This window comes from Acidovorax benzenivorans, from assembly GCF_028680575.1.
GTDB classification, from domain to species: Bacteria; Pseudomonadota; Gammaproteobacteria; order Burkholderiales; family Burkholderiaceae_C; genus Acidovorax; species Acidovorax benzenivorans.
Genome location: NZ_JAPCKI010000005.1, coordinates 140,256 through 161,656 on the forward strand (window position 1 = coordinate 140,256; position 21,401 = coordinate 161,656).

General features: G+C 62.2%; 20 protein-coding genes and 2 pseudogenes. 13 read left to right on the forward strand and 9 right to left on the reverse strand.

The annotated features are described in order from the left end of the window. Nucleotides 1–48: 48 nt before the first annotated feature. Both OIN59_RS10905 and OIN59_RS25355 read left to right on the forward strand, forming a co-directional pair. Nucleotides 49–486 carry an IS3 family transposase gene (locus OIN59_RS10905; protein WP_274110160.1) on the forward strand — a complete coding sequence of 146 codons (438 nt, stop codon included), beginning with the start codon at nt 49–51 and terminating at the stop codon, nt 484–486. Between the two features lie 45 nt (nt 487–531). Continuing rightward, nucleotides 532–627 (forward strand): IS3 family transposase, encoded by a 96-nt coding sequence (locus tag OIN59_RS25355; RefSeq protein ID WP_407655086.1) that lies wholly within the window; start codon nt 532–534, stop codon nt 625–627. A gap of 34 nt (nt 628–661) precedes the next feature. On the opposite strand, the pseudogene OIN59_RS10910 reads toward OIN59_RS25355, so the two are convergent. Both OIN59_RS10910 and OIN59_RS10915 read right to left on the reverse strand, forming a co-directional pair. Beyond that, nucleotides 662–925: pseudogene (locus OIN59_RS10910) on the reverse strand (IS3 family transposase); the annotation flags it as partial. A gap of 158 nt (nt 926–1,083) precedes the next feature. Then, entirely contained in the window at nt 1,084–2,505 is a 1,422-nt protein-coding gene (locus OIN59_RS10915) for a mannose-1-phosphate guanylyltransferase/mannose-6-phosphate isomerase (RefSeq protein WP_274110569.1), read from the reverse strand. 162 nt (nt 2,506–2,667) lie between these two features. Between OIN59_RS10915 and OIN59_RS10920 the strand changes: the two are divergent. Beyond that, nucleotides 2,668–2,879: pseudogene (locus tag OIN59_RS10920) on the forward strand (IS3 family transposase); the annotation flags it as partial. A gap of 78 nt (nt 2,880–2,957) precedes the next feature. On the opposite strand, the gene OIN59_RS10925 reads toward OIN59_RS10920, so the two are convergent. Next, nucleotides 2,958–3,134, reverse strand: a complete 177-nt coding sequence (locus OIN59_RS10925) for a hypothetical protein (protein WP_274110589.1) — start codon at nt 3,132–3,134, stop codon at nt 2,958–2,960. 145 nt (nt 3,135–3,279) lie between these two features. On the opposite strand from OIN59_RS10925, the gene OIN59_RS10930 reads away from it, so the two are divergent. From OIN59_RS10930 to OIN59_RS10955, 6 genes are all read left to right on the forward strand, one after another. Beyond that, a complete protein-coding gene (locus OIN59_RS10930; RefSeq protein WP_407655087.1) occupies nt 3,280–3,843 on the forward strand; it encodes a TetR/AcrR family transcriptional regulator in 564 nt (187 codons plus the stop codon). An 83-nt stretch (nt 3,844–3,926) separates the two neighbouring features. Continuing rightward, complete coding sequence (locus OIN59_RS10935; RefSeq protein WP_274110164.1) at nt 3,927–5,045, forward strand: efflux RND transporter periplasmic adaptor subunit; 1,119 nt, start codon at nt 3,927–3,929, stop codon at nt 5,043–5,045. Next, the gene (locus tag OIN59_RS10940; RefSeq protein ID WP_274110166.1) at nt 5,042–8,119 is read left to right on the forward strand and encodes an efflux RND transporter permease subunit; all 3,078 of its coding nucleotides are present in this window, start codon (nt 5,042–5,044) and stop codon (nt 8,117–8,119) included. The genes OIN59_RS10935 and OIN59_RS10940 overlap by 4 nt, the downstream gene beginning before the upstream one ends. A 35-nt stretch (nt 8,120–8,154) precedes the next feature. Further along, nucleotides 8,155–8,961, forward strand: a complete 807-nt coding sequence (locus OIN59_RS10945) for an oxidoreductase (protein WP_274110168.1) — start codon at nt 8,155–8,157, stop codon at nt 8,959–8,961. A 501-nt stretch (nt 8,962–9,462) separates the two neighbouring features. Continuing rightward, the gene (locus OIN59_RS10950) at nt 9,463–10,224 is read left to right on the forward strand and encodes a nitroreductase (RefSeq protein WP_274110170.1); all 762 of its coding nucleotides are present in this window, start codon (nt 9,463–9,465) and stop codon (nt 10,222–10,224) included. Between the two features lie 23 nt (nt 10,225–10,247). Next, nucleotides 10,248–11,936, forward strand: a complete 1,689-nt coding sequence (locus OIN59_RS10955; RefSeq protein WP_274110172.1) for an AMP-binding protein — start codon at nt 10,248–10,250, stop codon at nt 11,934–11,936. A gap of 4 nt (nt 11,937–11,940) precedes the next feature. On the opposite strand, the gene OIN59_RS10960 is transcribed toward OIN59_RS10955, so the two are convergent. After that, on the reverse strand, nt 11,941–12,549 hold the full coding sequence (locus OIN59_RS10960) for a Crp/Fnr family transcriptional regulator (protein ID WP_274110571.1): 609 nt from the start codon (nt 12,547–12,549) through the stop codon (nt 11,941–11,943). Between the two features lie 379 nt (nt 12,550–12,928). Between OIN59_RS10960 and OIN59_RS10965 the strand changes: the two genes are divergently transcribed. The 3 genes from OIN59_RS10965 to OIN59_RS10975 are packed head-to-tail and all read left to right on the forward strand — an operon-like array spanning nt 12,929 to nt 14,962. Beyond that, nucleotides 12,929–14,026, forward strand: a complete 1,098-nt coding sequence (locus OIN59_RS10965; RefSeq protein WP_274110174.1) for an alkene reductase — start codon at nt 12,929–12,931, stop codon at nt 14,024–14,026. Further along, entirely contained in the window at nt 14,023–14,619 is a 597-nt protein-coding gene (locus OIN59_RS10970) for a TetR/AcrR family transcriptional regulator (protein WP_274110176.1), read from the forward strand. Before OIN59_RS10965 ends, OIN59_RS10970 begins: the two co-directional genes overlap by 4 nt. A gap of 46 nt (nt 14,620–14,665) precedes the next feature. Further along, complete coding sequence (locus tag OIN59_RS10975; RefSeq protein WP_274110178.1) at nt 14,666–14,962, forward strand: YciI family protein; 297 nt, start codon at nt 14,666–14,668, stop codon at nt 14,960–14,962. 186 nt (nt 14,963–15,148) lie between these two features. Here the strand turns inward: OIN59_RS10975 and OIN59_RS10980 are convergent, their stop codons facing one another. After that, nucleotides 15,149–15,919: a helix-turn-helix domain-containing protein gene (locus tag OIN59_RS10980; protein WP_274110180.1), complete on the reverse strand. Its 771-nt coding sequence runs from the start codon at nt 15,917–15,919 to the stop codon at nt 15,149–15,151. Nucleotides 15,920–15,984: 65 nt separating this feature from the next. On the opposite strand from OIN59_RS10980, the gene OIN59_RS10985 reads away from it, so the two are divergent. Then, complete coding sequence (locus tag OIN59_RS10985; RefSeq protein WP_274110182.1) at nt 15,985–16,521, forward strand: peroxiredoxin-like family protein; 537 nt, start codon at nt 15,985–15,987, stop codon at nt 16,519–16,521. A 62-nt stretch (nt 16,522–16,583) separates the two neighbouring features. On the opposite strand, the gene OIN59_RS10990 is transcribed toward OIN59_RS10985, so the two are convergent. The 4 genes from OIN59_RS10990 to OIN59_RS11005 are packed head-to-tail and all read right to left on the reverse strand — an operon-like array spanning nt 16,584 to nt 21,305. After that, nucleotides 16,584–17,174 (reverse strand): DUF2894 domain-containing protein, encoded by a 591-nt coding sequence (locus tag OIN59_RS10990; protein ID WP_274110184.1) that lies wholly within the window; start codon nt 17,172–17,174, stop codon nt 16,584–16,586. After that, nucleotides 17,171–17,830, reverse strand: a complete 660-nt coding sequence (locus tag OIN59_RS10995) for an OmpA family protein (protein ID WP_407655088.1) — start codon at nt 17,828–17,830, stop codon at nt 17,171–17,173. Before OIN59_RS10995 ends, OIN59_RS10990 begins: the two co-directional genes overlap by 4 nt. A gap of 5 nt (nt 17,831–17,835) precedes the next feature. After that, a complete protein-coding gene (locus OIN59_RS11000) occupies nt 17,836–20,508 on the reverse strand; it encodes a DUF802 domain-containing protein (RefSeq protein ID WP_274110189.1) in 2,673 nt (890 codons plus the stop codon). Then, nucleotides 20,505–21,305, reverse strand: a complete 801-nt coding sequence (locus OIN59_RS11005; RefSeq protein ID WP_274110191.1) for a DUF3348 family protein — start codon at nt 21,303–21,305, stop codon at nt 20,505–20,507. Before OIN59_RS11005 ends, OIN59_RS11000 begins: the two co-directional genes overlap by 4 nt. Nucleotides 21,306–21,401 lie beyond the last annotated feature (96 nt).

A 21,401-nucleotide genomic window follows, 5' to 3' on the forward strand; every position in this document is an offset into this window, starting at 1 on the left:
CGGTCAACCACAAGTGCGTGCAGCGTCTGATGCAAAAGATGGGGCTACGTGCTGATCCGGGCGAAGAAGCGCTCCTGGCATGTCCCGGGCACGAGCGATGCGCACGTACCCAACGTTCTGCTGCGAGACTTCTGCGCGACCGCGCCGAACCAGAAATGGGCGACCGATGTCACCGAGTTCAATGTAAGCGGCCAAAAGCTCTACCTGTCGGCCTGCATGGACCTATACAACGGCGAGATCGTCGCGTACCGCATGGCAAGGAGGCCGGTCTTCGAGATGGTTTCCAGCATGCTTGATGCCGCGCTCTCGCGGACCAATTGCGTCGCCGGCCTGATCGTGCATTCCGACCAAGGTTGGCACTACAAGATGCAGCCCTACCGAGCAATGCTCGTGCGACGCGGAGTCATGCAAAGCATGAGCCGCAAGGGCAACTGCTTCGACAACGCGGCGATTGAAAGCTTCTTCGGCACCCTGAAAGCCGAGTAATTCCATCTCGAAAGGCCCGATAGTATTGATACGCTCGAAGCGGGTGTGCATGATTACGTCCACTACTACAACCACGAGCGCATCAAACTCCGGCTGCAGGGGCTCAGTCCGGTGGAATACAGGTTGAGAAGGACCGCCTGATCGGCGGAATCGTGACCGTCCAACTTCTGGGGGGCAGTTCAAACCCGGGGCGATTCACAGCGATGCATCGATCATGGGTGAGGTAGTGCTCAATGGCCGCCGCCTTCTGGGCCTGCGAGAACTTCGGTTCCCGGCCTGCGTAGCCAGCGGGTAAGTCGAGCTTGAGCTGGGACTCGTTGTACCAGCCCTTCAAAGAATTCTTCGTTGGATAACCCGGCTGCCGGATGGTGGGCCTGACGCACTTGCCCAGCTTGATGTAGAGCTCAACGGCTCGGATTCTGTCTTCGCAGGAATACATGAACTACCTCCTGGTAGTCCAAGTTTTCGTCCGCACCCCCATCCTGCGGCAACAGCAGGCGCTTGGCAGTTGCCGTACACAAGCACCGTGAACGCATGGTCGGTTTTGTTGCCGTAGACAAATGGGGATTGCTCTGCCTGCTGCATGGTTTGGGATTCCTAATCCTCAAAGCGGATGATGTCGTCTTCGCCCAAGTAGCTACCCGACTGCACTTCGATCAATTGCAGGGGGATGTGCCCAGGATTTTCCAGCTGATGCTTCAAGCCCAACGGTACAAACGCCGATTGGTTCTCAGTGAGCATTTGTGTCATTCCGTCGATGGTGACGAGTGCGGTACCACTGACGACTACCCAATGTTCTGCACGATGGTGATGCATCTGCAGCGACAGTTTTTTGCCGGGGTTGACCGTGATCCGCTTGACCTGAAAGCGGTCACCACGATCGGTAGATTCGTACCACCCCCATGGCCTGTGAACTCGCAACTGACGGATCAGTTCGTTCCGGCCGGAGGTGCGCAACTGCTCCACCACGGCACGAATGTCTTGTGCACGGTCCTTGTTCATGACCAGCACTGCGTCGGCAGTCTCTACAACAGTGACGTTGTCCATCCCGACGACGGCGACCAGCCGATGCTCAGCACGCACATAGCTGTTGCGTGTGTTGGCCAGTATGACATCTCCAGACACGCTGTTGTTGTTGGCGTCCTTGGAGGTGGCGCGCCATACAGCATCCCAGCTGCCTACGTCACTCCAGGAAAAATCTGTAGCTACCACCGCAGCTCTTGCGGTGGCCTGCATGACGGCATAGTCGATGGAAAGGTTGGCGCAGGCTCTGAAAATATCTCCCTGGGGCCGTAGGAATCCCATGTCTTTGGTGCGGCCTTGCCAGGCCGCAGTTGCTGTAGCCAAGATGTCCGGCCTGTGTTTCCGGAGTTCGTTCAGGAAGGCTCGTGCGGTAAACAGGAAGATGCCGCTGTTCCATAGGTGCCCGCCTTCATCGATGAGGCGGCGGGCCAGTGGGAGGTCGGGTTTCTCGACGAAGCGGCTGACATGTGATACCTGCGGTGCGTTGGGTAGGGGCGTGCCCACGTGGATGTATCCGTACCCGGTTTCCGGGTATGAAGGGGAAACGCCGAAAGTACACAGCCACCCTTGGCTCGCAGCGGTTTGGGCGGTGGTTACTGCCACCGCAAAAGCGGTGTGGTCGGCAATCATGTGATCTGCAGGCAACACCAGCATGAGTACATCGGGGTCGGTTGCTGCCAAGTGGAGCGCAGCCAAAGTGATGGCTGGCGCTGTGTTACGGCCTTCCGGCTCCAGATACATGCATGCCGGAGCACAGCCGGAGGTTGCCAACTGATCACGGACGAGGAATCGATGCTCCTCGCCGGTAATGACGATAGCTGGCTGCGCATTGGGCAGTGCGGCTGCTCTGCGCGCCGTGGCCTGCAGCAGTGTCTCATCGCTTGAAAGGGCCAGCAGCTGTTTCGGGTGTTCTGCGCGAGAGAGCGGCCACAGGCGCGTACCACTTCCACCCGACAGAATCACAGGGTGGAGTGGGTAAGGAGGATCCGATGGCATTTGAGGTGCGCGAAGAAGGTGATTCAATTCAGCGCGGAGCATACTTTGTTTGCCTGCAGGGAGCCTTCAGTCGCCCGCGAACAGCGCCCCAGTGAGTACCGGTGTGAAATCTGCGCCTATCCAAGAAGGGGGGCGAAAACTGGGGCTACCAGGAGGTAGTTCATGTATTCCTACGAAGACAGAATCCGAGCCGTTGAGCTCTACATCAAGCTGGGTAAGTGAGTCAGTCCCACCATCCGGCAGCTGGGTTATCCAACGAAGAATTCCTTGAGGGCTGGTATCTCGAGTGCCGGAGGCGCCTCGACTTTCCGGTGGGCTATGAAGGCATAGAACCGAAGTACTCACAAGCGCAGAAGGCAGCAGCTGTCGAGCACTGCCGAGGGCTCAAGAAGAACACAGTGCAGATCGTCACGCTGTTTGCGCTGGGCAATCTGTGGATGGCAAGGCACGAATCACTGCAGTGCATGGGGCAGGTGCGTGTGCTGGGGGACGAAATGCCAGCCATATCGGGGCAGTAGCTCCTCGCGCAGCGCCTGCGGGGAAACCAGAAATTTCATCCATGGCGCCGTTTCAGTTGGCGGCAACAGGCTGACCACAAGAAGGGCGGCGAGGGTGCGGTTGGGCAGCATGGATCTTCCAGTCACGGTGGGGTTGGTATGTGACCATAATACCAAATGGTCACTTATTGTCTAGTAATCAAGACTGGCGTAAGCTGTGCCCATGATCAAAACAAGCCATCCCACCACCGTCGGCAGGGGCCCTGCGGACCATGAAATGCGAAACCAGATCGTTACGGCTGCCACCGAGCACTTCAGCCGCTACGGCTATGAAAAAACCACCGTTTCGGATCTGGCCAAGGAGATCGGGTTTTCCAAGGCCTACATCTACAAGTTCTTCGAATCCAAGCAGGCCATCGGCGAGATGATTTGCGCGAACTGTCTGAGCGATATCGAGAGCGAGGTGCGGGCCGCTGTGGCCCAGGTCGAGCGGCCGCCCGAGAAGCTGCGGCGCATGTTCAAGGTCATCGTCGAATCGAGCCTGCGTCTTTTTTCCCAGGACAGAAAGCTCTACGAGATAGCAACGTCTGCGGCGGCCGAACGCTGGCAGTCCACGGTCGTTTATGAGGAGCGTTTGCAGGCGCTGTTGCGGGATGTCTTGCAGGAGGGGCGGCAAACCGGTGACTTTGAGCGCAAGACGCCGCTGGACGAAACCGCTGCAGCGATCCATCTTGTGATGCGCCCTTACCTCAATCCACTGATTCTGCAGCACAGCTTGGACTACGCCAACGAGGCGCCAGCTCAGCTGTCCAGCCTGGTCTTGCGCAGTCTATCCCCATGAGCAGAGGTTTATGCGTGACTATTGACTAATTTGGTCACAAGAATAACAATGAAAGCCCCGATCTATTTGCACAAGGGACTTTCATGCCTCGGCTTCGCTTCGCCGCTCTGTTTCTCGTTTCTGCCTTGCCGTTGGCGCTGGTCGCTTGCGGTGAAAAGGCTTCTTCCGATCCGCGCACCGACGCGCCGCTGGTGCGCGCAGCCATTGTTCAGGAGGCCGCTGCTGCCTCCAGGGCGTTCACGGGTACCGTAGCGGCCCGGGTGCAGAGCGACCTGGGCTTTCGCGTCTCGGGCAAGGTGTTGGAGCGGCTGGTGGACGCAGGGCAAACCGTCAAACGCGGCCAGCCGCTCATGCGCATCGATGCAGTCGATCTGAAGTTGGTCGCCCATGCGCAGCAGGAGGCCGTGGCCGCTGCGCGTGCCCGCGCACGCCAGACGGCGGACGATGAAGCGCGGTACCGCGACCTGCGCGGCACAGGCGCCATCTCTGCCGCAGCCTATGACCAGGTGAAGGCTGCAGCAGACGCGGCCCAGGCGCAGCTCAGCGCAGCCGAAGCCCAGGCGGATGTATCCCGTAACGCGAGCCGTTATGCGGAGCTGGTGGCAGACGGCGACGGTATCGTTGTGGAAACGCTGGTCGAACCTGGCCAGGTGGTGAGTGCCGGACAACCGGTGGTCCGCCTGGCCCATGCAGGCCGCCGCGAGGCGCTCATCCAGCTGCCAGAGACTTTGCGCCCCGCAATCGGGTCGCAGGCACAAGCCACCTTGTTTGGCAAGGAGAGGGCCGCCGTATCGGCCAAGCTGCGACAGCTTTCCAGCTCGGCAGACCGGGTGACGCGCACCTTCGAGGCCCGCTATGTGCTCGAAGGGGATTTGGCCAACGCGCCACTGGGCACCACGGTGGTGGTTCGCATTCCAGGCGAAAAATCCTCTGCGGTGGCGGGCTTGCAGGTACCCATCGGCGCTTTGTTCGATGCGGGCAAGGGCCCAGGCGTGTGGGTCATACGTGGCGAACCGGCCAAGGTTTCCTGGCAACCGGTGGCTGTGCAGCGTCTGGACGATGCGGGGGCTTACGTGACGGGCCAGATCAAGCCGGGGGCGCGAATCGTCGCACTGGGGGCGCATCTGTTGCGCGAGGGCGAACAGGTCCGACTGGCGGATCTTGCAGCCGCTGCAGCTGCGACTGAGGGAGCGCGTCCGTGAGTCAAGGCCGTTTCAACCTGTCGGCGCTCGCAGTGCGCGAGCGCGCCATCACCCTGTTCCTGATCTTCCTGATCTCTGCGGCTGGCATTCTTGCTTTCGCCAAGCTCGGGCGCGCTGAAGACCCGCCTTTCACGATCAAGCAGATGACGATCATCACGGCGTGGCCTGGCGCCACGGCCCAGGAGATGCAGGATCAGGTTGCAGAACCCCTGGAAAAGCGCATGCAGGAATTGCGCTGGTACGACCGCACAGAAACCTTCACCCGCCCCGGCCTGGCCTTCACCATGGTGTCGCTGCTCGACAGCGCACCGCCGTCGCAGGTGCAGGAAGAGTTCTACCAGGCACGCAAGAAGATCAGTGACGAGGCCAGGAAACTGCCCGCCGGCGTCATTGGTCCCATGGTCAACGACGAATATGCGGACGTGACCTTTGCGCTTTTCGCCCTCAAGGCCAAGGGTGAGCCACAAAGACTGCTGGTGCGCGACGCGGAAGTGTTGCGCCAGCAACTGCTGCATGTGGCGGGCGTCAAGAAGGTCAACATCATCGGGGAACAACCCGAGCGGATCTACGTCTCGTTCTCCCACGACCGGTTGGCCACGCTGGGCGTGTCACCGCAGGACATTTTTGCCGCGCTCAACAGCCAGAACGTGCTGACGCCCGCAGGTTCCATCGAAACGAAGGGACCACAGGTTTTTCTGCGTGTGGATGGCGCGCTCAACACCCTGGAGAAGATTCGGCAGACCCCCATCGTCGCGCAGGGGCGGACGCTGAAATTGTCGGATGTGGCGACCGTCGAGCGCGGCTACGAAGACCCCTCCACATTCCTGGTGCGCAACGGTGGCGAGCCAGCCCTGCTGCTGGGCGTGGTGATGCGTGACGACTGGAACGGGCTCGATCTGGGCAAAGCGCTGGAGGCCGAGGTCACCAAGATCAATGCAGAACTCCCCATGGGCATGACGCTGACCAAGGTGACCGACCAGGCCGTCAACATCAGCTCGGCAGTGGATGAGTTCATGGTCAAGTTTTTTGTCGCCTTGCTCGTCGTGATGGTGGTCTGCTTTGTCAGCATGGGCTGGCGTGTGGGCATCGTCGTGGCAGCCGCCGTGCCGTTGACGCTGGCGGCGGTGTTCGTGATCATGGCCGCCTCTGGCAAGAACTTCGATCGCATCACGCTGGGTTCACTCATTCTGGCCCTGGGCCTGCTGGTGGACGACGCCATCATCGCCATCGAAATGATGGTGGTGAAGATGGAAGAAGGCTACAGCCGTGTGGCGGCCTCGGCCTACGCCTGGAGCCATACGGCAGCCCCCATGCTTTCCGGCACCCTGGTCACTGCCATTGGCTTCATGCCGAATGGTTTCGCACGCTCCACGGCGGGTGAATACACCAGCAACATGTTCTGGATCGTAGGCATTGCATTGATTGCGTCGTGGGTGGTGGCGGTGGTTTTTACACCTTACCTGGGCGTCAAGCTGTTGCCTGACCTCAAAAAGGTCGAAGGCGGGCACGACGCCATTTACGACACACCGCGCTACAACCAGTTCCGCCAACTGCTTGGCCGCGTCATTGCGCGCAAATGGATTGTTGCAGCCTCCGTCGTCATCCTGTTTGTGGTGTCGGTGCTGGGGATGGCGGTGGTCAAGAAGCAGTTCTTCCCCACGTCCGACCGGCCGGAAGTGCTGGTCGAGGTGCAGATGCCCTATGGCACGTCCATTGAACAAACCAGCGCGGCGACGGCCAAGGTCGAAGCCTGGCTGGCCAAGCAGGATGAGGCCAAGGTCGTGACCGCTTACATCGGCCAGGGTGCTCCGCGCTTCTTCCTGGCTATGTCACCCGAATTGCCTGATCCGTCATTTGCCAAGATTGTGGTGCTCACGGGCAATGACCAGGAACGAGAAGAACTCAAATTCAGACTGCGTCATGCCGTGGCCGATGGGTTGGTGCCTGAGGCGCGGGTGCGTGTCACGCAGATCGTGTTTGGTCCGCCTTCGCCCTTCCCCGTGGCTTACCGCGTCATGGGCCCCGATCTGGACAAGCTGCGCGAGATCTCCGCCGAGGTCGAGGCCGTCCTGCATGCCAGCCCGATGATGCGAACGGTCAATACGGACTGGGGAGCGCGTGTTCCGACCTTGCATTTCACTCTCGACCAGGACCGCCTGCATGCCGTGGGGCTCAGCTCCAGTTCCGTGGCACTGCAACTGCAGTTCCTGCTGAGCGGAGCGCCGTTGACAGAGGTGCGCGAGGATATCCGCTCGGTACAAGTGATGGGCCGGGCCGCCGGTGACATCCGTCTCGACCCGGCGAAGATCTCGGGCTTCTCGCTGGTGGGATCGTCGGGACAGCGCATCCCGCTGTCGCAGGTGGGCAAGGTCGATGTGCGCATGGAAGACCCCATCCTGCGCCGAAGCGACCGCACGCCAACGATCACGGTGCGAGGCGACATTGCCGAGGGCCTGCAGCCGCCAGACGTGTCCACCGCCATCACCCAGCAGCTCAAACCCATCATGGACAAGTTGCCGGGCGGCTACCGCATCGTGGAGGCTGGCTCCATCGAAGAAGCGGGCAAGGCCGCCGTCGCCATGCTGCCGATCTTCCCGATCATGCTGGCAGCCACCCTGCTCATCATCATCCTGCAGGTTCGCTCCATCTCAGGGATGGTCATGGTCTTCCTGACCAGCCCGCTGGGCCTGATCGGTGTGGTGCCCACGCTTCTCCTTTTCCAGCAGCCCTTCGGTATCAATGCACTGGTGGGCTTGATTGCGCTCTCGGGCATCTTGATGCGCAACACGCTGATCCTGATCGGGCAGATCCGAGAAAACGAAGCAGCCGGGTTGGATCCCTTCCGCGCCGTGGTGGAAGCCACCGTGCAACGTGCCCGCCCGGTGATCCTCACCGCCCTGGCCGCGATCCTGGCGTTCATCCCGCTGACGCACTCCGTGTTCTGGGGAACGTTGGCCTACACCTTGATCGGCGGCACGCTGGCCGGCACGGTACTGACGCTCGTGTTCCTGCCCGCGATGTATTCGATCTGGTTCGGCATCCGGCCCGTTCGCTCAGCCCCCGCATCTATCTGATCCCCCTTGCGAATCTCACTATCAAAGGAACTGCCATGTCGAAATCCAAAGTTGTCGTTGTTACCGGCGTGTCCTCGGGCATCGGTCGTGCTGCCGCCACACAATTTGCCCAGCAGGGCTGCCGGGTCTTCGGCACCGTTCGCAACACGGCTAAAGCACACGCCATTCCCAACGTGACGCTCGTTGAGATGGACATCCGCGACGAAATGTCCGTTGAAAGCGGCATCCAGACTATCATCGCGCAAGCCCAACGCATCGACGTGCTGGTCAACAGCGCGGGGGTGACTCTGTTGGGCGCTGCGGAAGAAACATCTGTGGAGGAGGCTGAGACGCTGTTTGACACGAACCTCTTCGGCGTCTTGCGCGTGATCAAGGCAGTGTTGCCGCACATGCGCGGGCAGCGTTCCGGCCGCATCGTCAATGTGAGTTCGGTGCTCGGCTTTCTGCCCGCGCCCTACATGGCGCTCTACTCTGCGTCCAAACATGCGGTCGAAGGGCTGGCCGAGACGCTGGACCACGAAGTGCGCCAGTTCGGCATTCGCGTCTCTCTGGTCGAGCCCTCCTTCACCAAGACCAACCTGGATCTGAACGCGCCCCAAACGGTGGCCCGGATCGCTGACTACAGCCAGGAGCTGGAGATCGTGTCGAAAGCGATCCAGAGCAACGTGCAGAAGGCGCCCCCGCCCCAGGGTGTGGCCGACACCATCGTCCGTGCCGCGCTCGGGGCCTGGAAGATGCGCCACACGCCCAAGGGCGAGGCGTCGCTGCTGGCTAAGCTGCGACGCTTCATGCCGGCGGGCCCGGTCGAGAAGGGCCTGCGGAAGTCATTCGGGCTGGTGTGACGGGTCAACCGATACCCCTTGGCAACCACTGGTGGTCCCGGGGCCCAAGGGGCGGCCACCAGTGGACTCCCGAGTGGCTCAACTGGAGACAATCATGAATAACCATCAGCAGCCTCGAGTCTAGGCCCGTCAGCAGTCCGAAGCGATCCAACGCATGCGCGAAGGTGGTGGGGTGTCCGGCCTCGCGCGGGTGGAGCAGATCGCAGGGAAGAGTGGCTGGGAGATTCTCGACGCCATGATGTCCGGCGAGTTGCCATCCCCTCCAATGAACGACACCATGAACCTTGCATTGCTGGAGGTTGGGGTGTACGGGGCTCTTTGTTGAATGGTCGCATTCTTGCGCTGAGGAAATTCTCAGCCTTTGGCTTGGGGCGGTCTGTGTGTTTTCTCACCTGATTCGTGGTGCGGTCCAGCGCCTTCAGGAATGCTCACGTGCCTTTCGCATAACCAAATGTCATTGCGTCGACAGTCATGAGCGGCATGCTTGCCTAGCATGTCGGAATGATCTCGTCACCGTCCCATTCATCGTCACCCACACACTCCGCCAGGCTGAAATCGACAGCACCTCTGCCCCCAACAGAGTTGCAGCAGGCGGTGGATTGGGCCATCGTCTCACGGCGCAGCATCCGTGCATTCCTGCCCACGCCGGTCTCTCCCGAAGAGGTACATGCCATTCTCGACCTGGCGCGCTATGCGGCCTCGGGCATGAATACGCAGCCCTGGCGTGTGCATGTGCTCACGGGCGCGGCGAAAGAGCGGCTGACCGCCGTCATCGCCGCCGTGGACAACGATGATGATGTGACTGCGACCCTCGTCGAGCCCTACCACTACTACCCGCTCGAATGGCTCCCGCCCTATGTGGACAGGCGCCGCAAGGTGGGCTGGGATTTGTATGGCCTGCTCGGTATCGCAAAAGGCGACAAGGCGCGCATGCACGCGCAGCACGGCCGCAACTACCGCTTTTTTGATGCACCTGTGGGGCTGATCTTCACGGTGAATCGGGTGCTCCAGGCCGGCAGCCTGATGGACTACGGCATGTTCTTGCAGAGCCTGATGGTGGCGGCCCGTGCACGCGGGCTCGATACCTGCCCGCAGGTAGCGTTCACCAAATTCCACCAGGTCATCCACGCCGAGCTGGGCATCCCTGATACCGAGATGGTGGTCTGCGGCATGAGTCTGGGGCACGCCGACCCGGCCTGCATCGAGAACACGCTGGTGACGGAGCGCGAGAGCGTCGGGTCGTTCACCACCTACCACGAATGAACCACGCCACTACAGAGACAGACATGCACCACACCACACGCGACAACCCCTACCAGCACGGCCTGGGCCGCACCTCGGCCAACCACCTGCCGCTCACGCCGCTCGGATTTCTGGACCGCAGCGCGCAGGTGCACCCCGAAGGCATTGCCGTGGTGCATGGCAGCACTACGCAAACCTGGGCGCAGACGCGCGAGCGTGCCTACCGCCTGGCCAGTGCCCTGATACAGCGCGGCGTGCAACGTGGCGACACCGTGGCCATCCTCGCGCCCAACACGCCCGCGATGCTGGAGGCGCACCTGGGTATCCCGCTGTGTGGCGCGGTCATCAACGCCATCAACTGCCGACTCGATGCCGAGGGCATCGCCTTCATCCTGTGCCACGGCGAGGCGCGCATCCTGATGGTGGACAGCGAATTCGCGGCGCTCGCGGCGCAGGCCGTCGCGGGCCTGGACCACCCGCCGCTGGTGGTCGCCATTCACGATGCGGGCTTGCCTGCACAGTCAGCCTTCGGTGTGCTCGATTACGAAGCCCTGTTGGCCGAGGGTGATTCGACTTTCGAAGGCCTGTGGCCCGAGGACGAATGGGACCCCATCGCGCTGAACTACACCTCGGGCACCACCGGCGACCCCAAGGGCGTGGTGCCCAGCCACCGTGGTGCCTACCTCATGAGCCTGCTGCAGATGACCGATTGGGCGATGCCGCGCCGCCCGGTGTACCTGTGGACGCTGCCCATGTTCCACGCCAACGGCTGGTGTTTCACCTGGGCCATTACGGCGGCGGCGGGCACGCACGTGTGTCTGCGCAAGGTCACGGCCAAGGCCATCTTCGAGGCCATTGCTGCGCATGGCGTGGACCATTTCTGCGCTGCGCCCACGGTGCTGGCCATGCTGGCGAACGCGCCAGCGCACGAGCGCATCGCGCTGCCGCGCCCGGTGCGCGTGCTCACGGCGGGCTCGCCACCACCCGCCGCTATCCTGCAGGCCATCGCAGCCATGGGCTTTGATGTGGACCATGTGTACGGCATCACCGAGGTCTCGGGTACGCCCGTGAGCTGTGTGCGCCAGCCCGGGTGGGCGGCCTTGCCGGAGGCCGGGCGCGCGCAGTTGCAGGCGCGCCAGGGCATGCGCGCCGCCGCTCTGGAGCAGTTGCGCGTGCTGCACCCTGAGACCTTGCAGCCCGTGCCGGCGGATGGCGTGACTGCGGGCGAGATCATGCTGCGCGGCAACACGGTGATGAAGGGCTACCTCAAGAACCCCGGGGCCACGGCCAAGGCCTTTGCGGACGGCTGGTTCCACACCGGCGACATCGCGGTGCTGCACCCCGACGGCTATGTGCAGATCACCGACCGCTCCAAAGACGTGATCATCTCGGGCGGCGAGAACATCTCGTCGGTGGAAGTAGAGGACGTGCTGCACCGCCACACCGCCGTGCTGCTGGCCGCCGTGGTGGCGCAGCCCGACGAGCGGTGGGGCGAGGTGCCTTGCGCCTTCGTGGAGCTCAAGCCCGATGCCGTGGGCAGTGTGAGTGCCGAGGAACTCATCGACTTCTGCCGCAGCCACCTGGCGCGCTTCAAATGTCCGCGCCAGATCGTGTTCGAGACGCTGCCCCGCACGGCCACGGGCAAGATTCAGAAGTTTCGCCTGCGCGAGATCGCGGGCAGCCGCGAGGCGATTACGCAGCTGGCGCAGTTGCCCGCCGAACCTGCCGCCTGAGGCCTCAGCCTTCCCGCGCTATCGCTTGTAGAACCTTCAGGTCGATCACCTCGATCGACCCATAGCCCAGGCGGATCGCGTCCCGTTCCTGTAGCTCCTGCAACGCTCGGTTGGTCACCTGGCGCGACACGCCCGACAGGCGTCCCAGTTCCTCCTGCGACAGCGTGATGCGCCGTGCGGTGTTGGGGAACAACGCATCGTTGAACAACCCCGACAGACTGTAGGCCACCTGCGCCGTGGTGTCGCCCAGCCGGTCGGTCTGTACCTGCGCCACGTAGTGGGCCAGGCGCGCGTTGAGCTGGCCGATGAGCCACAGTGCGAAGGGATGGCTTTCGTGCAGCAGCCGCAAGAACTCGCTGCGCGGCAGCAGCGCCACCACACTGTCGGTCAGCGCCGTCACCGCATAGGGCCGGGGCTCGTCCTTGAGCACTGAGCCCTCGCCGAACCAGGCACCCGAAGGCACGCCCGCAAAGGTGCTGACTCGGCCTTCTTCGGTGATGTTGTCGAGCTTTAGCATTCCTTCCATCACTCCAGCCCAGTGGGCTGGCGGAGCACTGCGAGCAAACACTGTGCTTCCAGCGGTGAAACTGCGCACGGTAATTGTCTTGCGCACGCGCCTGGCCTCTTCATCAGTCAGTGTGGTCGTCCATGACGATTGGGCGAGGAACGAGTCAAGTGGGTCTTGGTTCATTGGGTTTTTCGAGGCGTAGGGGCGCTGCACGCATTCTGCAGAAGAACGCAGCGCACGCCAGTCTGGTGGTGGAAGAACTGCGGGCGGCTGCTCAATACCAACTTGCAGTTCATCCACTGAGCCCTCTTGGTTTTGTGGGCTTTCCGTGCCAATTTTGCCTTCGGCATGTTGGTCATGCCGATCACGCGTGGCGCCCATGCGTCGATACAGCCTTGAATCGAGCAAGCATGCGCATGTTGACATGGATAGGTCAACTGTCCTACGATAATAGGGCAGTTGACCTAAAAATTGGGAGTCTCGCATGCATGAGCTTTTTGCCCCTTTTATGTTGAGCGACATGTTGCTCGGCAACCGGGTCGTCATGGCACCAATGACGCGCAACCGAGCGGCGCCCGAGGGTGTGCCGTCATCTCTCATGGCAATCCACTACGGCCAGCGCGGCGATGCGGGCCTTGTGATCTCTGAATCTGCACCTGTATCTGCTCAAGGGGTTGGCTATCCGGGAACACCCGGGATCTACACAGACAAGCAGGTGAAAGGATGGCGGCAAGTTACCGATGCAGTCCATGCCAAGGGCGGGCGCATCTTTGTCCAGCTACAGCACTGTGGCCGTATCTCGCACCCCAGTCTTCAGATGGATGGGGATCTGCCTGTCGCCCCCTCCGCAATCAGGCCCGAGGGTCTGGCAGTCACCCATGGTGGGATGCAGTCCTTTGTGACGCCACGAGCGCTGGCTACGGCGGAGGTCTTGCAAGTGGTGGAACAGTTCAAGAACGCCGCCCAAGTGGCAAAAGCTGCGGGCTTCGACGGTGTCGAGATCCACGCTGCAAACGGATATCTGATTGATCAGTTCCTGCGAGATGGGAGTAACCGGCGGGGTGACCGGTATGGAGGATCGCCCGCACGGCGCTTGACATTTCTTCTGGAGATTGTTGATGCCGTCAGCGAGATCTGGCTGACGGGACGTATTGGTGTGCGGTTCAGTCCTGAAAACCGATTCAACGACATGCGCGACAGTGACCCGGCTGCAAGCTTTGGGTATTACGCGCAAGAGCTCTCAAAATACGATCTCGCGTATCTCCATGTGCTGGAGGGCGATATGTTTGCCGCCGCCCCGGCGGTGGACTATGGTGAATTACGGCGTCGCTTTGGTGGCACCTATGTTGCCAACAACGGTTACGACAGAGCCCGAGCCATGGCGGCCATTGAGCAAGGTTCGGCGGATCTGATCGCCTTCGGAAAACCTTTTATTGCCAACCCGGACTTGGTCACGCGGCTGCGTCGAGATCTGCCACTCGCTGTTCCCGATCACGAAACGTTTTATGGCGGAGACGAGCGCGGATACACGGACTATCCATCGGCCACTGAACAAGCGCGATCCACCGCGGCAGCAGCATGAAATCCGCAGTGCCCAAGCCAAGTACACGGCAGGAGATCGTCGAGAAAGCCGATCTTTTGTTCTATCAACGCGGCTTCGAGAACACCTCGTTTGCCGACATTGCCGATGCAGTGGGTATCTCGCGAGGCAACTTTTACTACCACTTCAAAACGAAGGATGACATCCTCAAAGAAGTTATCGCTCTCAGAGCGACCAGGACGCAAGGGATGTTAGACATGTGGGCGCTCAAAGGGCGCACTCCCGTCGGACGGCTGAAATGCTTCGTACAGATGCTAATCGACAACCGCAAGGACATTCAACGCTTCGGTTGCCCTGTGGGAACGCTGTGCGCCGAACTGGCAAAACTCGAACACCCCTCACAGGGCGAGGCGGGAATGATCTTTGGCCAGTTCCGACGCTGGCTGGCGCAGCAGTTTGTAGAACTGGGTCGGGTCAAGGATGCCGATGTGCTGGCCATGCACCTTTTAGCGCGTAGCCAAGGCATTGCGTCATTGGCAAACGCCTTCCATGACGAGGCTTTCATTCGCTGCGAGGTCAAGCAGATAGAGGCCTGGGTGCTGGATACAGCGGCCCAAGCGGTGCCCCCAAAGTAGACCCAGGTTCTCACTTTCAGATCACTGCGAACAGGAGAGAGTTCTCATGCACATTGTCTTGCTCAAATTCGGGCCAAATCGTTCGCAAGCTGCGCAATGGATGGTTGAGCACAAGGAGTGGATTGAGAAGGGGATCAGCGACGGGGTGTTCCTGCTCGCCGGGTCTCTGGAGAGCGCACAAGGCGGTGCGCTGCTGACCATCAAGCTCAACAAGGCCGAGGTGGCGGCCAGGGTAAAGGAGGACCCGTTTGTGAAGTATCGGGTTGTGGAGCCTGAGATCATCAGCATTGCCCCGTCGCTAGTGGCTGAGGGATTGGCTGAGCTGATGGGACGTGCCGCCTAGTTTGATCGAGCCAGCGCAACCTGTCCTGACGCCTGAGCAGCGAGGGGAGGCCATGAACGAGTGGGACCAGACGCGCCCGCTGCAATTCCACAAGCGGCCCCATGATCGTCCGGGATGCGACCCTTAGCCGGGGTTCCCGTGACAACCGACCTTCGTCGGGACGACTCTTGTGGAGGACACAGGCAGTCAGTCGCGGCGAGCTTTCGGAGAATGGCCATATGCGCGTGAATACGCCCGCGAAAAGCCTTCCGCGCTGCTAAATCCGACCCGGCGTGCAACGGCCTTCACGGAGTCGCCAGCCTTCAGCTGCCGGCAGGCCAGCGTCAGACGCCAAGCACCGAGGTAACCCATTGGCGTCGTGCCAACGATCCGGCGAAACGTGGTCATGAACTGCGTGCGCGACATCGCCGCAGCCTCAGCCAATCGCTCGACGGTCCAGGCTTTCGCGGGATGGTCGTGCATCGATACCAATGCCCGATGAAGGTTTGGATGAGCAAGGGCTGCAAACAAGCCAGGCTGACGGTCACCTGCGTCAATCACTTGGCGCAGCATCATTAAGACCATCACTTCGGCGAGCCGATCCAGGGCCGCGAGTTTGCCGCAGCGGTTGCTTTCAACCTCCGACAAAAACGCCTGCGTGGTTGCGCGCAGTGCAGGGGCATCGTCGAGTGCCACGGAGATTTCATCCGGGATTGCTGCCATGAGAGGGTTGGCGGCGTTCTCAAATTCGATCGCCACGATGGCGCGCAGATTGGCAGGAAGTTGCGACAGTGGCGCCATGCGCAAAGCGATTCGCCCTCCGCCCTGCGACGGCTCGTACAGCCACAGACTCGGCCCCTGCACCGGCTGCTCAGGGTCCAGGACCAACACACTCAGCTTGAAATAGTCCAGGAACGCTGCAAGGCGGTCCATTTTTCTCGGCGACGAACTTTTGGTCAGGATTTTGGAATTTTCCATGACCTGTAGTGTGGAATATTCAGGGATTCTCAGCAAGTACCCCATTCACTGAAAGGAATGAAACCATGCTTGTGCCACGCCAACAGGCCCCCGCACTGGAAGTGCAAACCCTCACTGGAGAGCCATTTCGCCTGGCCGCCGAGCGCCCGGAGCGCTTCACGTTGATCAGCTTCTATCGGGGACTGCATTGCCCGATTTGCGCCACCTACCTCAAGGAGTTGGAGCGGCTCACCCCATCGTTCGCAGAACGTGGTGTCGCCACCATCGCGGTCAGCTCGGACACCCGCGAGAGAGCACAGCTGATGGCCGAAAAAATCGGCGCTGCCAACCTGCGCCTAGGATGGGGTCTCCCACTGGAAGTCGCCCGCAACTGGGGCCTCTACCTGTCAGCGGGCCGTGGGAAAACTTCCATCGGTATTGAGGAGCCAGCCTTGTTCTCCGAGCCAGGCGTGTTCCTGATCAGGCCGGATAACTCGATCTACTTTCTGTCCGTCCAGTCGATGCCATTCGTGCGTCCCAGTTTTGCAGAAATGCTCCAGGCCTTGGATTTCGTGATCAGGAATGACTATCCGGGGCGTGGCGAATACACCGGTGTGGTCTGATCCGCCAGGCCTGCGAAGACCAATCGAGACCAAAGGCGCACAGGACGCGATGATTCAGTGGACTAGGGCCTGTTTCGCGTCTTTCGCACTGACCGGGGGGGCGGACTGGGAGCCTTGTGGCTCGCCTGGTCCAGCCACAGCAAGGTGTCCATCTGCGCCATGAAGTGGCGCAGATAGTCGGGCGACAGGGTGCGCATCAGGTTGAGTGAACGCAGCATCAGCTTGTGCGCGTTCAGCGGCCCGGCATTCTCGGGCCCCCGATGCAGGGCTTGCACCACCTGTTGCTCGGCAGCGATGTGGGACCAGACCTTGCTGAACTGGTGCACGCTTTTGAGGGCGGGCAATGAGGCGCTCTCCATCGCAAAGGGATTGTCCGTGGCAGCGCTGTGCCGAGGGGGAGCCAGGGTTCGGTTCAACCGTGCCAGCGCTGATTCTGCGGGGGCGAGACGTTGATTGCCCCGTGGTGAAGCAGGGGGGAGCACGCTCTGGGGGTAGCTCGCCAGTGCAGCCTCAAGCTTGTGCGCCAACAGCCGCTGCACGGCCGCTGGCTGGCCAGGCAGGCGGCGTGCCAGTACCTCCAGGTAGTGAAAACGCGCGGGGTCGTTGTGGTGCGCGCCCACTGCACGCAGGGCCTCCAAGCGGGGATCGGTCATGGCGCGCGGGGAGACTCGGAGGGTGGGGTGTTGGCTGCCTTGGGGACCGGCGCCATCTCCACCCGCCGGTTTTGTGCCCGGCCTTTTTCGTCGCTGTTGTCAGCCACGGGTTGTTCGGCGCCAAAGGCTGCGGCGAACACCTGGGACGATGGCATGCCTTCGTCAATCAGGGCCCGGGTCACGGTGAGTGCCCGCTGGGCTGATAGCTCCAGGTTGTCCGCAAAACGCTTCTGGCTGCCACGCAGCAGCGCGGTGTTGTCGGTGAAGCCGCTGACCATCAGCATTTCGTCGCGCTCGCGCAAGTAAACCCCCAAAGGCTGAACCAGGCTCTTGAGCAGTTGCCGTCCCTCAGCACGGAGTTCGTCCGAGCCGGTGGCAAACAGTACGCTGCCGCTGATGCCAATGCGTCCGTTGTTCACTGTCACGCGCCCGCTGGCCAGCGGAATGGCCAATGCCTTTTCGAGTGCCATGCGCCTCTTCTCTTCCATCTGGCGCTTTTGCACCTCCTGCTGCAGGCTGGCCACCAGGTCAATTTGCACTACCAGCACACCCACGAGTATCAGTACAAACGCCCCCAGTAGCCCCGCCATCAGATCGCCGAAGACGGCCCATACCGGAGCTGTCTGGTCGGTGGCATCGTCCAGGGTGTCATCCATGCCGATCACGCGGGCACCCCTTGTTCTGCCGTGGCCCTGCCATGCAGTCGGCGCAGGTCTTCCACGATGCCTTGTTGCGCGCTGATGCTCAAGTCAATCACCTCGCGGGCCTGGACCACGTAGTAGGCCAATTGCTCGTCGCTGCGGCCCATGGACTCGCGGAGGGCACCCTCAATGCTTTGCAGGCTCTCCATGAGCTTGTCGTTGCTGGCGCTGAACAGGCCCACACCGTGGTGAAAGGATTCGCCCAGGCTGGACAACTCGATGGCGCTGGCGGCCACCTGTGCGGCCACCTCGTCCACTTTGCCCGCCTGTGTGCCCAGAGCCTGGGCAAATTGCTGGCCAGCTTGCTCTAGCACCTGGGCGGCGGACTCCACCAGGGCATCGATGGCCGCGCGTTGCTGCACGGCAGCTTCGTTCACGGATTGCAGCAGGCTGCCCAACTGCTGCGTCATCGCGGTGCGCTCGGTCAGTGCGGCGTTGTCGCGCTCACCCAGGCGCGTCATTTCCTGGCGTAGCTGGGTGATGACCTCGGCAGCCGCTTGTGGCACGTCCGACGCTGTTTGCAGCAGGCGCGTGAGCGGGGCCTCCAGCGCAGCGCCCAGTGTGGCCAGGTGCTCTGCCACGGCGGCTTGCAGGGTGTCCAGCCGGTCCACGGCCGCCTGGCCGCGTGCGGCTTCGGCATCGCGCAGGGCGGCTAGCTCCTCGCGCCACACGTGGGTCAGTGCCTCCATGCGTTGGCCTTGGGCTTGCACCCACTGGGCTTCGGTGTCGATGCGCGTGCGCAGCAGTGCGTCGGATTGCTCCATCAGCGCGGTGGCGCTGCCCAATGTGCGGTCCACCTGGGCGTTCAGTCGTTCGCTCACTTGTGAGGCAGTGTTCTCTAGAGCCTGCACCACGGCACGTTGCTGCTCCGTGGTCTGCGCGCCAGCGCGCCGCCATTCGTCGCTGAGCGTGTGCGTCAGGCCCTCCATGGACTGGCTCCAGCCCGCCAGCCGCTGCGCGTCAGCCTCGCGTTGCGCCTGGTGGGCTTCGGCCACGGTATGTTGCAACGCAGCCAGCAACGCGCTGGAGCGTTCTTCAAAGGCGTTGTTTGCAGACTGCAGGTGGTGCTCGATCTGCTGGGCTGCACTGGCCAGTGCAGCGCCGGTTGCCTGTTGCTGTGCGGCGGTCTGTGTGCCTGCGCTTTGCCATTCGGCACTGAGCTTCTGGGCCATCTCATGCATGGACTGGGCCCAGCCTGTCAGCCGCTGTTCGTCGGCGGCGCGCTGTGCACCCTGCGCTTCGGTCACCGTTGCTTGCAGCGTGGTGACCAGGGCTTGAGCTTGCTTTGCAAAGGCCTGGGTGGTCGCTTGCAGTTGCTGGTCCATGTGCTGTGTGGTGCGCTCCAGGGCCTGGCCCATGTCCTGCTGCTGGGTGAGCGTGTGTGTGCCCACGCGCTGCCATTCGGCGGCCAGGGTGTGGGCCATGTCTTGCATGGAGTGCTCCCAGCCTTGCAGTCGTAGCTGGTCTGACTCTGCCTGGGTGGTCTGTTGCTGTGCGGCCGATGCCTGCAGGGAGGCCAACAGGGCTTTCGAGCGTTCGTCGAAAGCCTGCGTGAGCTGCTGCAATGCCCCTTCAAACTGAGTTGCCAGCGCACCCTGCGTGTGCGTCTGTTGGTCGAGCGCCTGGGCCCATGTGTCGGCCACCTTGCGCGCCGTGCCCTCCCACTGGGCACTGAGGGTTTGCAGCTGGTTGCCAGTGTGCTCTCGCAGTCGCTCGTGGGTGCGCTGGGATTCCTGTGCCAGCGTCGCCATGGCCTGCTCCACCACAGGTCGCATGGCGGCAGTGGCCTGCTGGGCGCTTGCACTCAGGCTGTCTTGCAGCGACATGCCCACGGCCTGCGCCAATCGGGTGTAGGCGGCGGAGGCCTCGCTGTGAAAGCCCTGCTGCTGCGCCAACAGTTGGTCGTTGAGCTGGCTGTGGCGGCGCTCCAGTCCGTCCATCATGGCTTGCAGGCGGTCGGCAATCAGCGGCAGTGCCTGTGCCTGCGCTTGCAGGGCCTGCAAGGTGTCTTCGCGCCGCTGGGCTGACGAGAACGTACGGAACAGCGTGGGGATGCGTGCATCCAGCTGGCGTACTGCCTGCAGCCGTTCTCTGCGGCTCAGGGCCGACAACAGCCCCAGCGCGGCAGATGTGGCGACACCCGCGACGGATGTGCCGAACGACAGACCCAGCCCCTTGATGGGCGCGGCCAGCGCGTTGCGGATGGACTCCAGGTTGCCCGACGCTTCCAGAGCAAACACGGCACCGTGGAATGTCACCACCATGCCAACGAACGTGCCGAGCATGCCCAGCATGACCAGCAGCCCCACCAGGTAGGGCGTGAGTGCGGGGCCAGGCAGGGCCACACGCTCTCCATCGATGCGTTGGCGAACCGGGTGGCGCAGTGCGGGGAGCAGGGTCTCCAGCCACGCGTCCAATGCGGGGGGCTCGGTGTGGGCGGCCTCCAGTGCAAGCGCCAGCGAAGCGGTGGCAGCGCGATAACGCATCAGTTCCCAGGCTCCCAGCAGGTAGGTGGCGGCGATCACCATCGTCATCACCAGCGCCAGCGGGCTGGTGCCCACAAAACCCCAGCCCACCCAGCCTACGGCCGCCAAGCCCGTGGCGAAGATGGCTGCCATCACACTCTTGTTCATTCTCGTTGTCCTGTTGTGTCGTTCTGGGCTGCTTCCAGCAGCCCCGTGATCGGTTCCATGCGCGCTTGTAGCTCTGCCATCAGCAGGGCCTGCATGTCGCGCTCAAAGGCCCACAGCCAGCCACCGGCCTGCCGCCAGCGCGCTGGCTCATCTGCCAGCGCCTGCACCATCAGCCTGTGCTGGTGTTGCCGGTGGCGGTGTGCCAGACGGCGCTCCAGGTGCGCAGGGAGCAAGGCCCACAGCCGTTGCTCACGCGGTGCCAGCATGCGCTCCATGACGGCGTCCAGCGCTGCGACTTGGCGCAATGTGGCGGTGCCTTGTGCGATGGTCTGGCGCACCTGCGTCCTCAGGGCCTGCAGCCGCAGCTCTATTTGCTTTTGCAGGTCCAGATAGCGTGGTGCATGTGTGGCGAAATCGGTATCTACCATCGGGTCGGGCAGCTCCACGGGCGTGTTGTCAGCACGAGCCCGCTGCGGCTTGGGCGCTGCAGGTTTGGTGGTCAGCAGTGCTTCGAGGTCGACCCGTGCCTGTTGCACAAGGCCTGTCAGTGCGGCCACATTCAGCGCCAACGCTGGGCACTGTGCGGCGGCCGCCTGCGATGGCAGGGACTCGATCGCGTGCAGCGCCCGGCTGAGCTGTACGGCATCCACGGTTCCCAGCCACTGGCTCAGCTGCTCCGCCACATCGGGTGCCTTGGAGGCTGATGAGGGATGCGTCGTTCGCTCACTGGCTTCCCGCGTCCATTGCTGGAGCAGGACCACAAGGGGTGAGCTGTTGAGTCGGTGGTGTTGGGTCATCCCGTGGAGGCTATGCACTGGGTAGGCACTGCCGAGCGGGGGGGCCGGCGGCGCGTGCATCGGGGAACGGGTCCCCTTTAGGCAAAGCCCGCTATT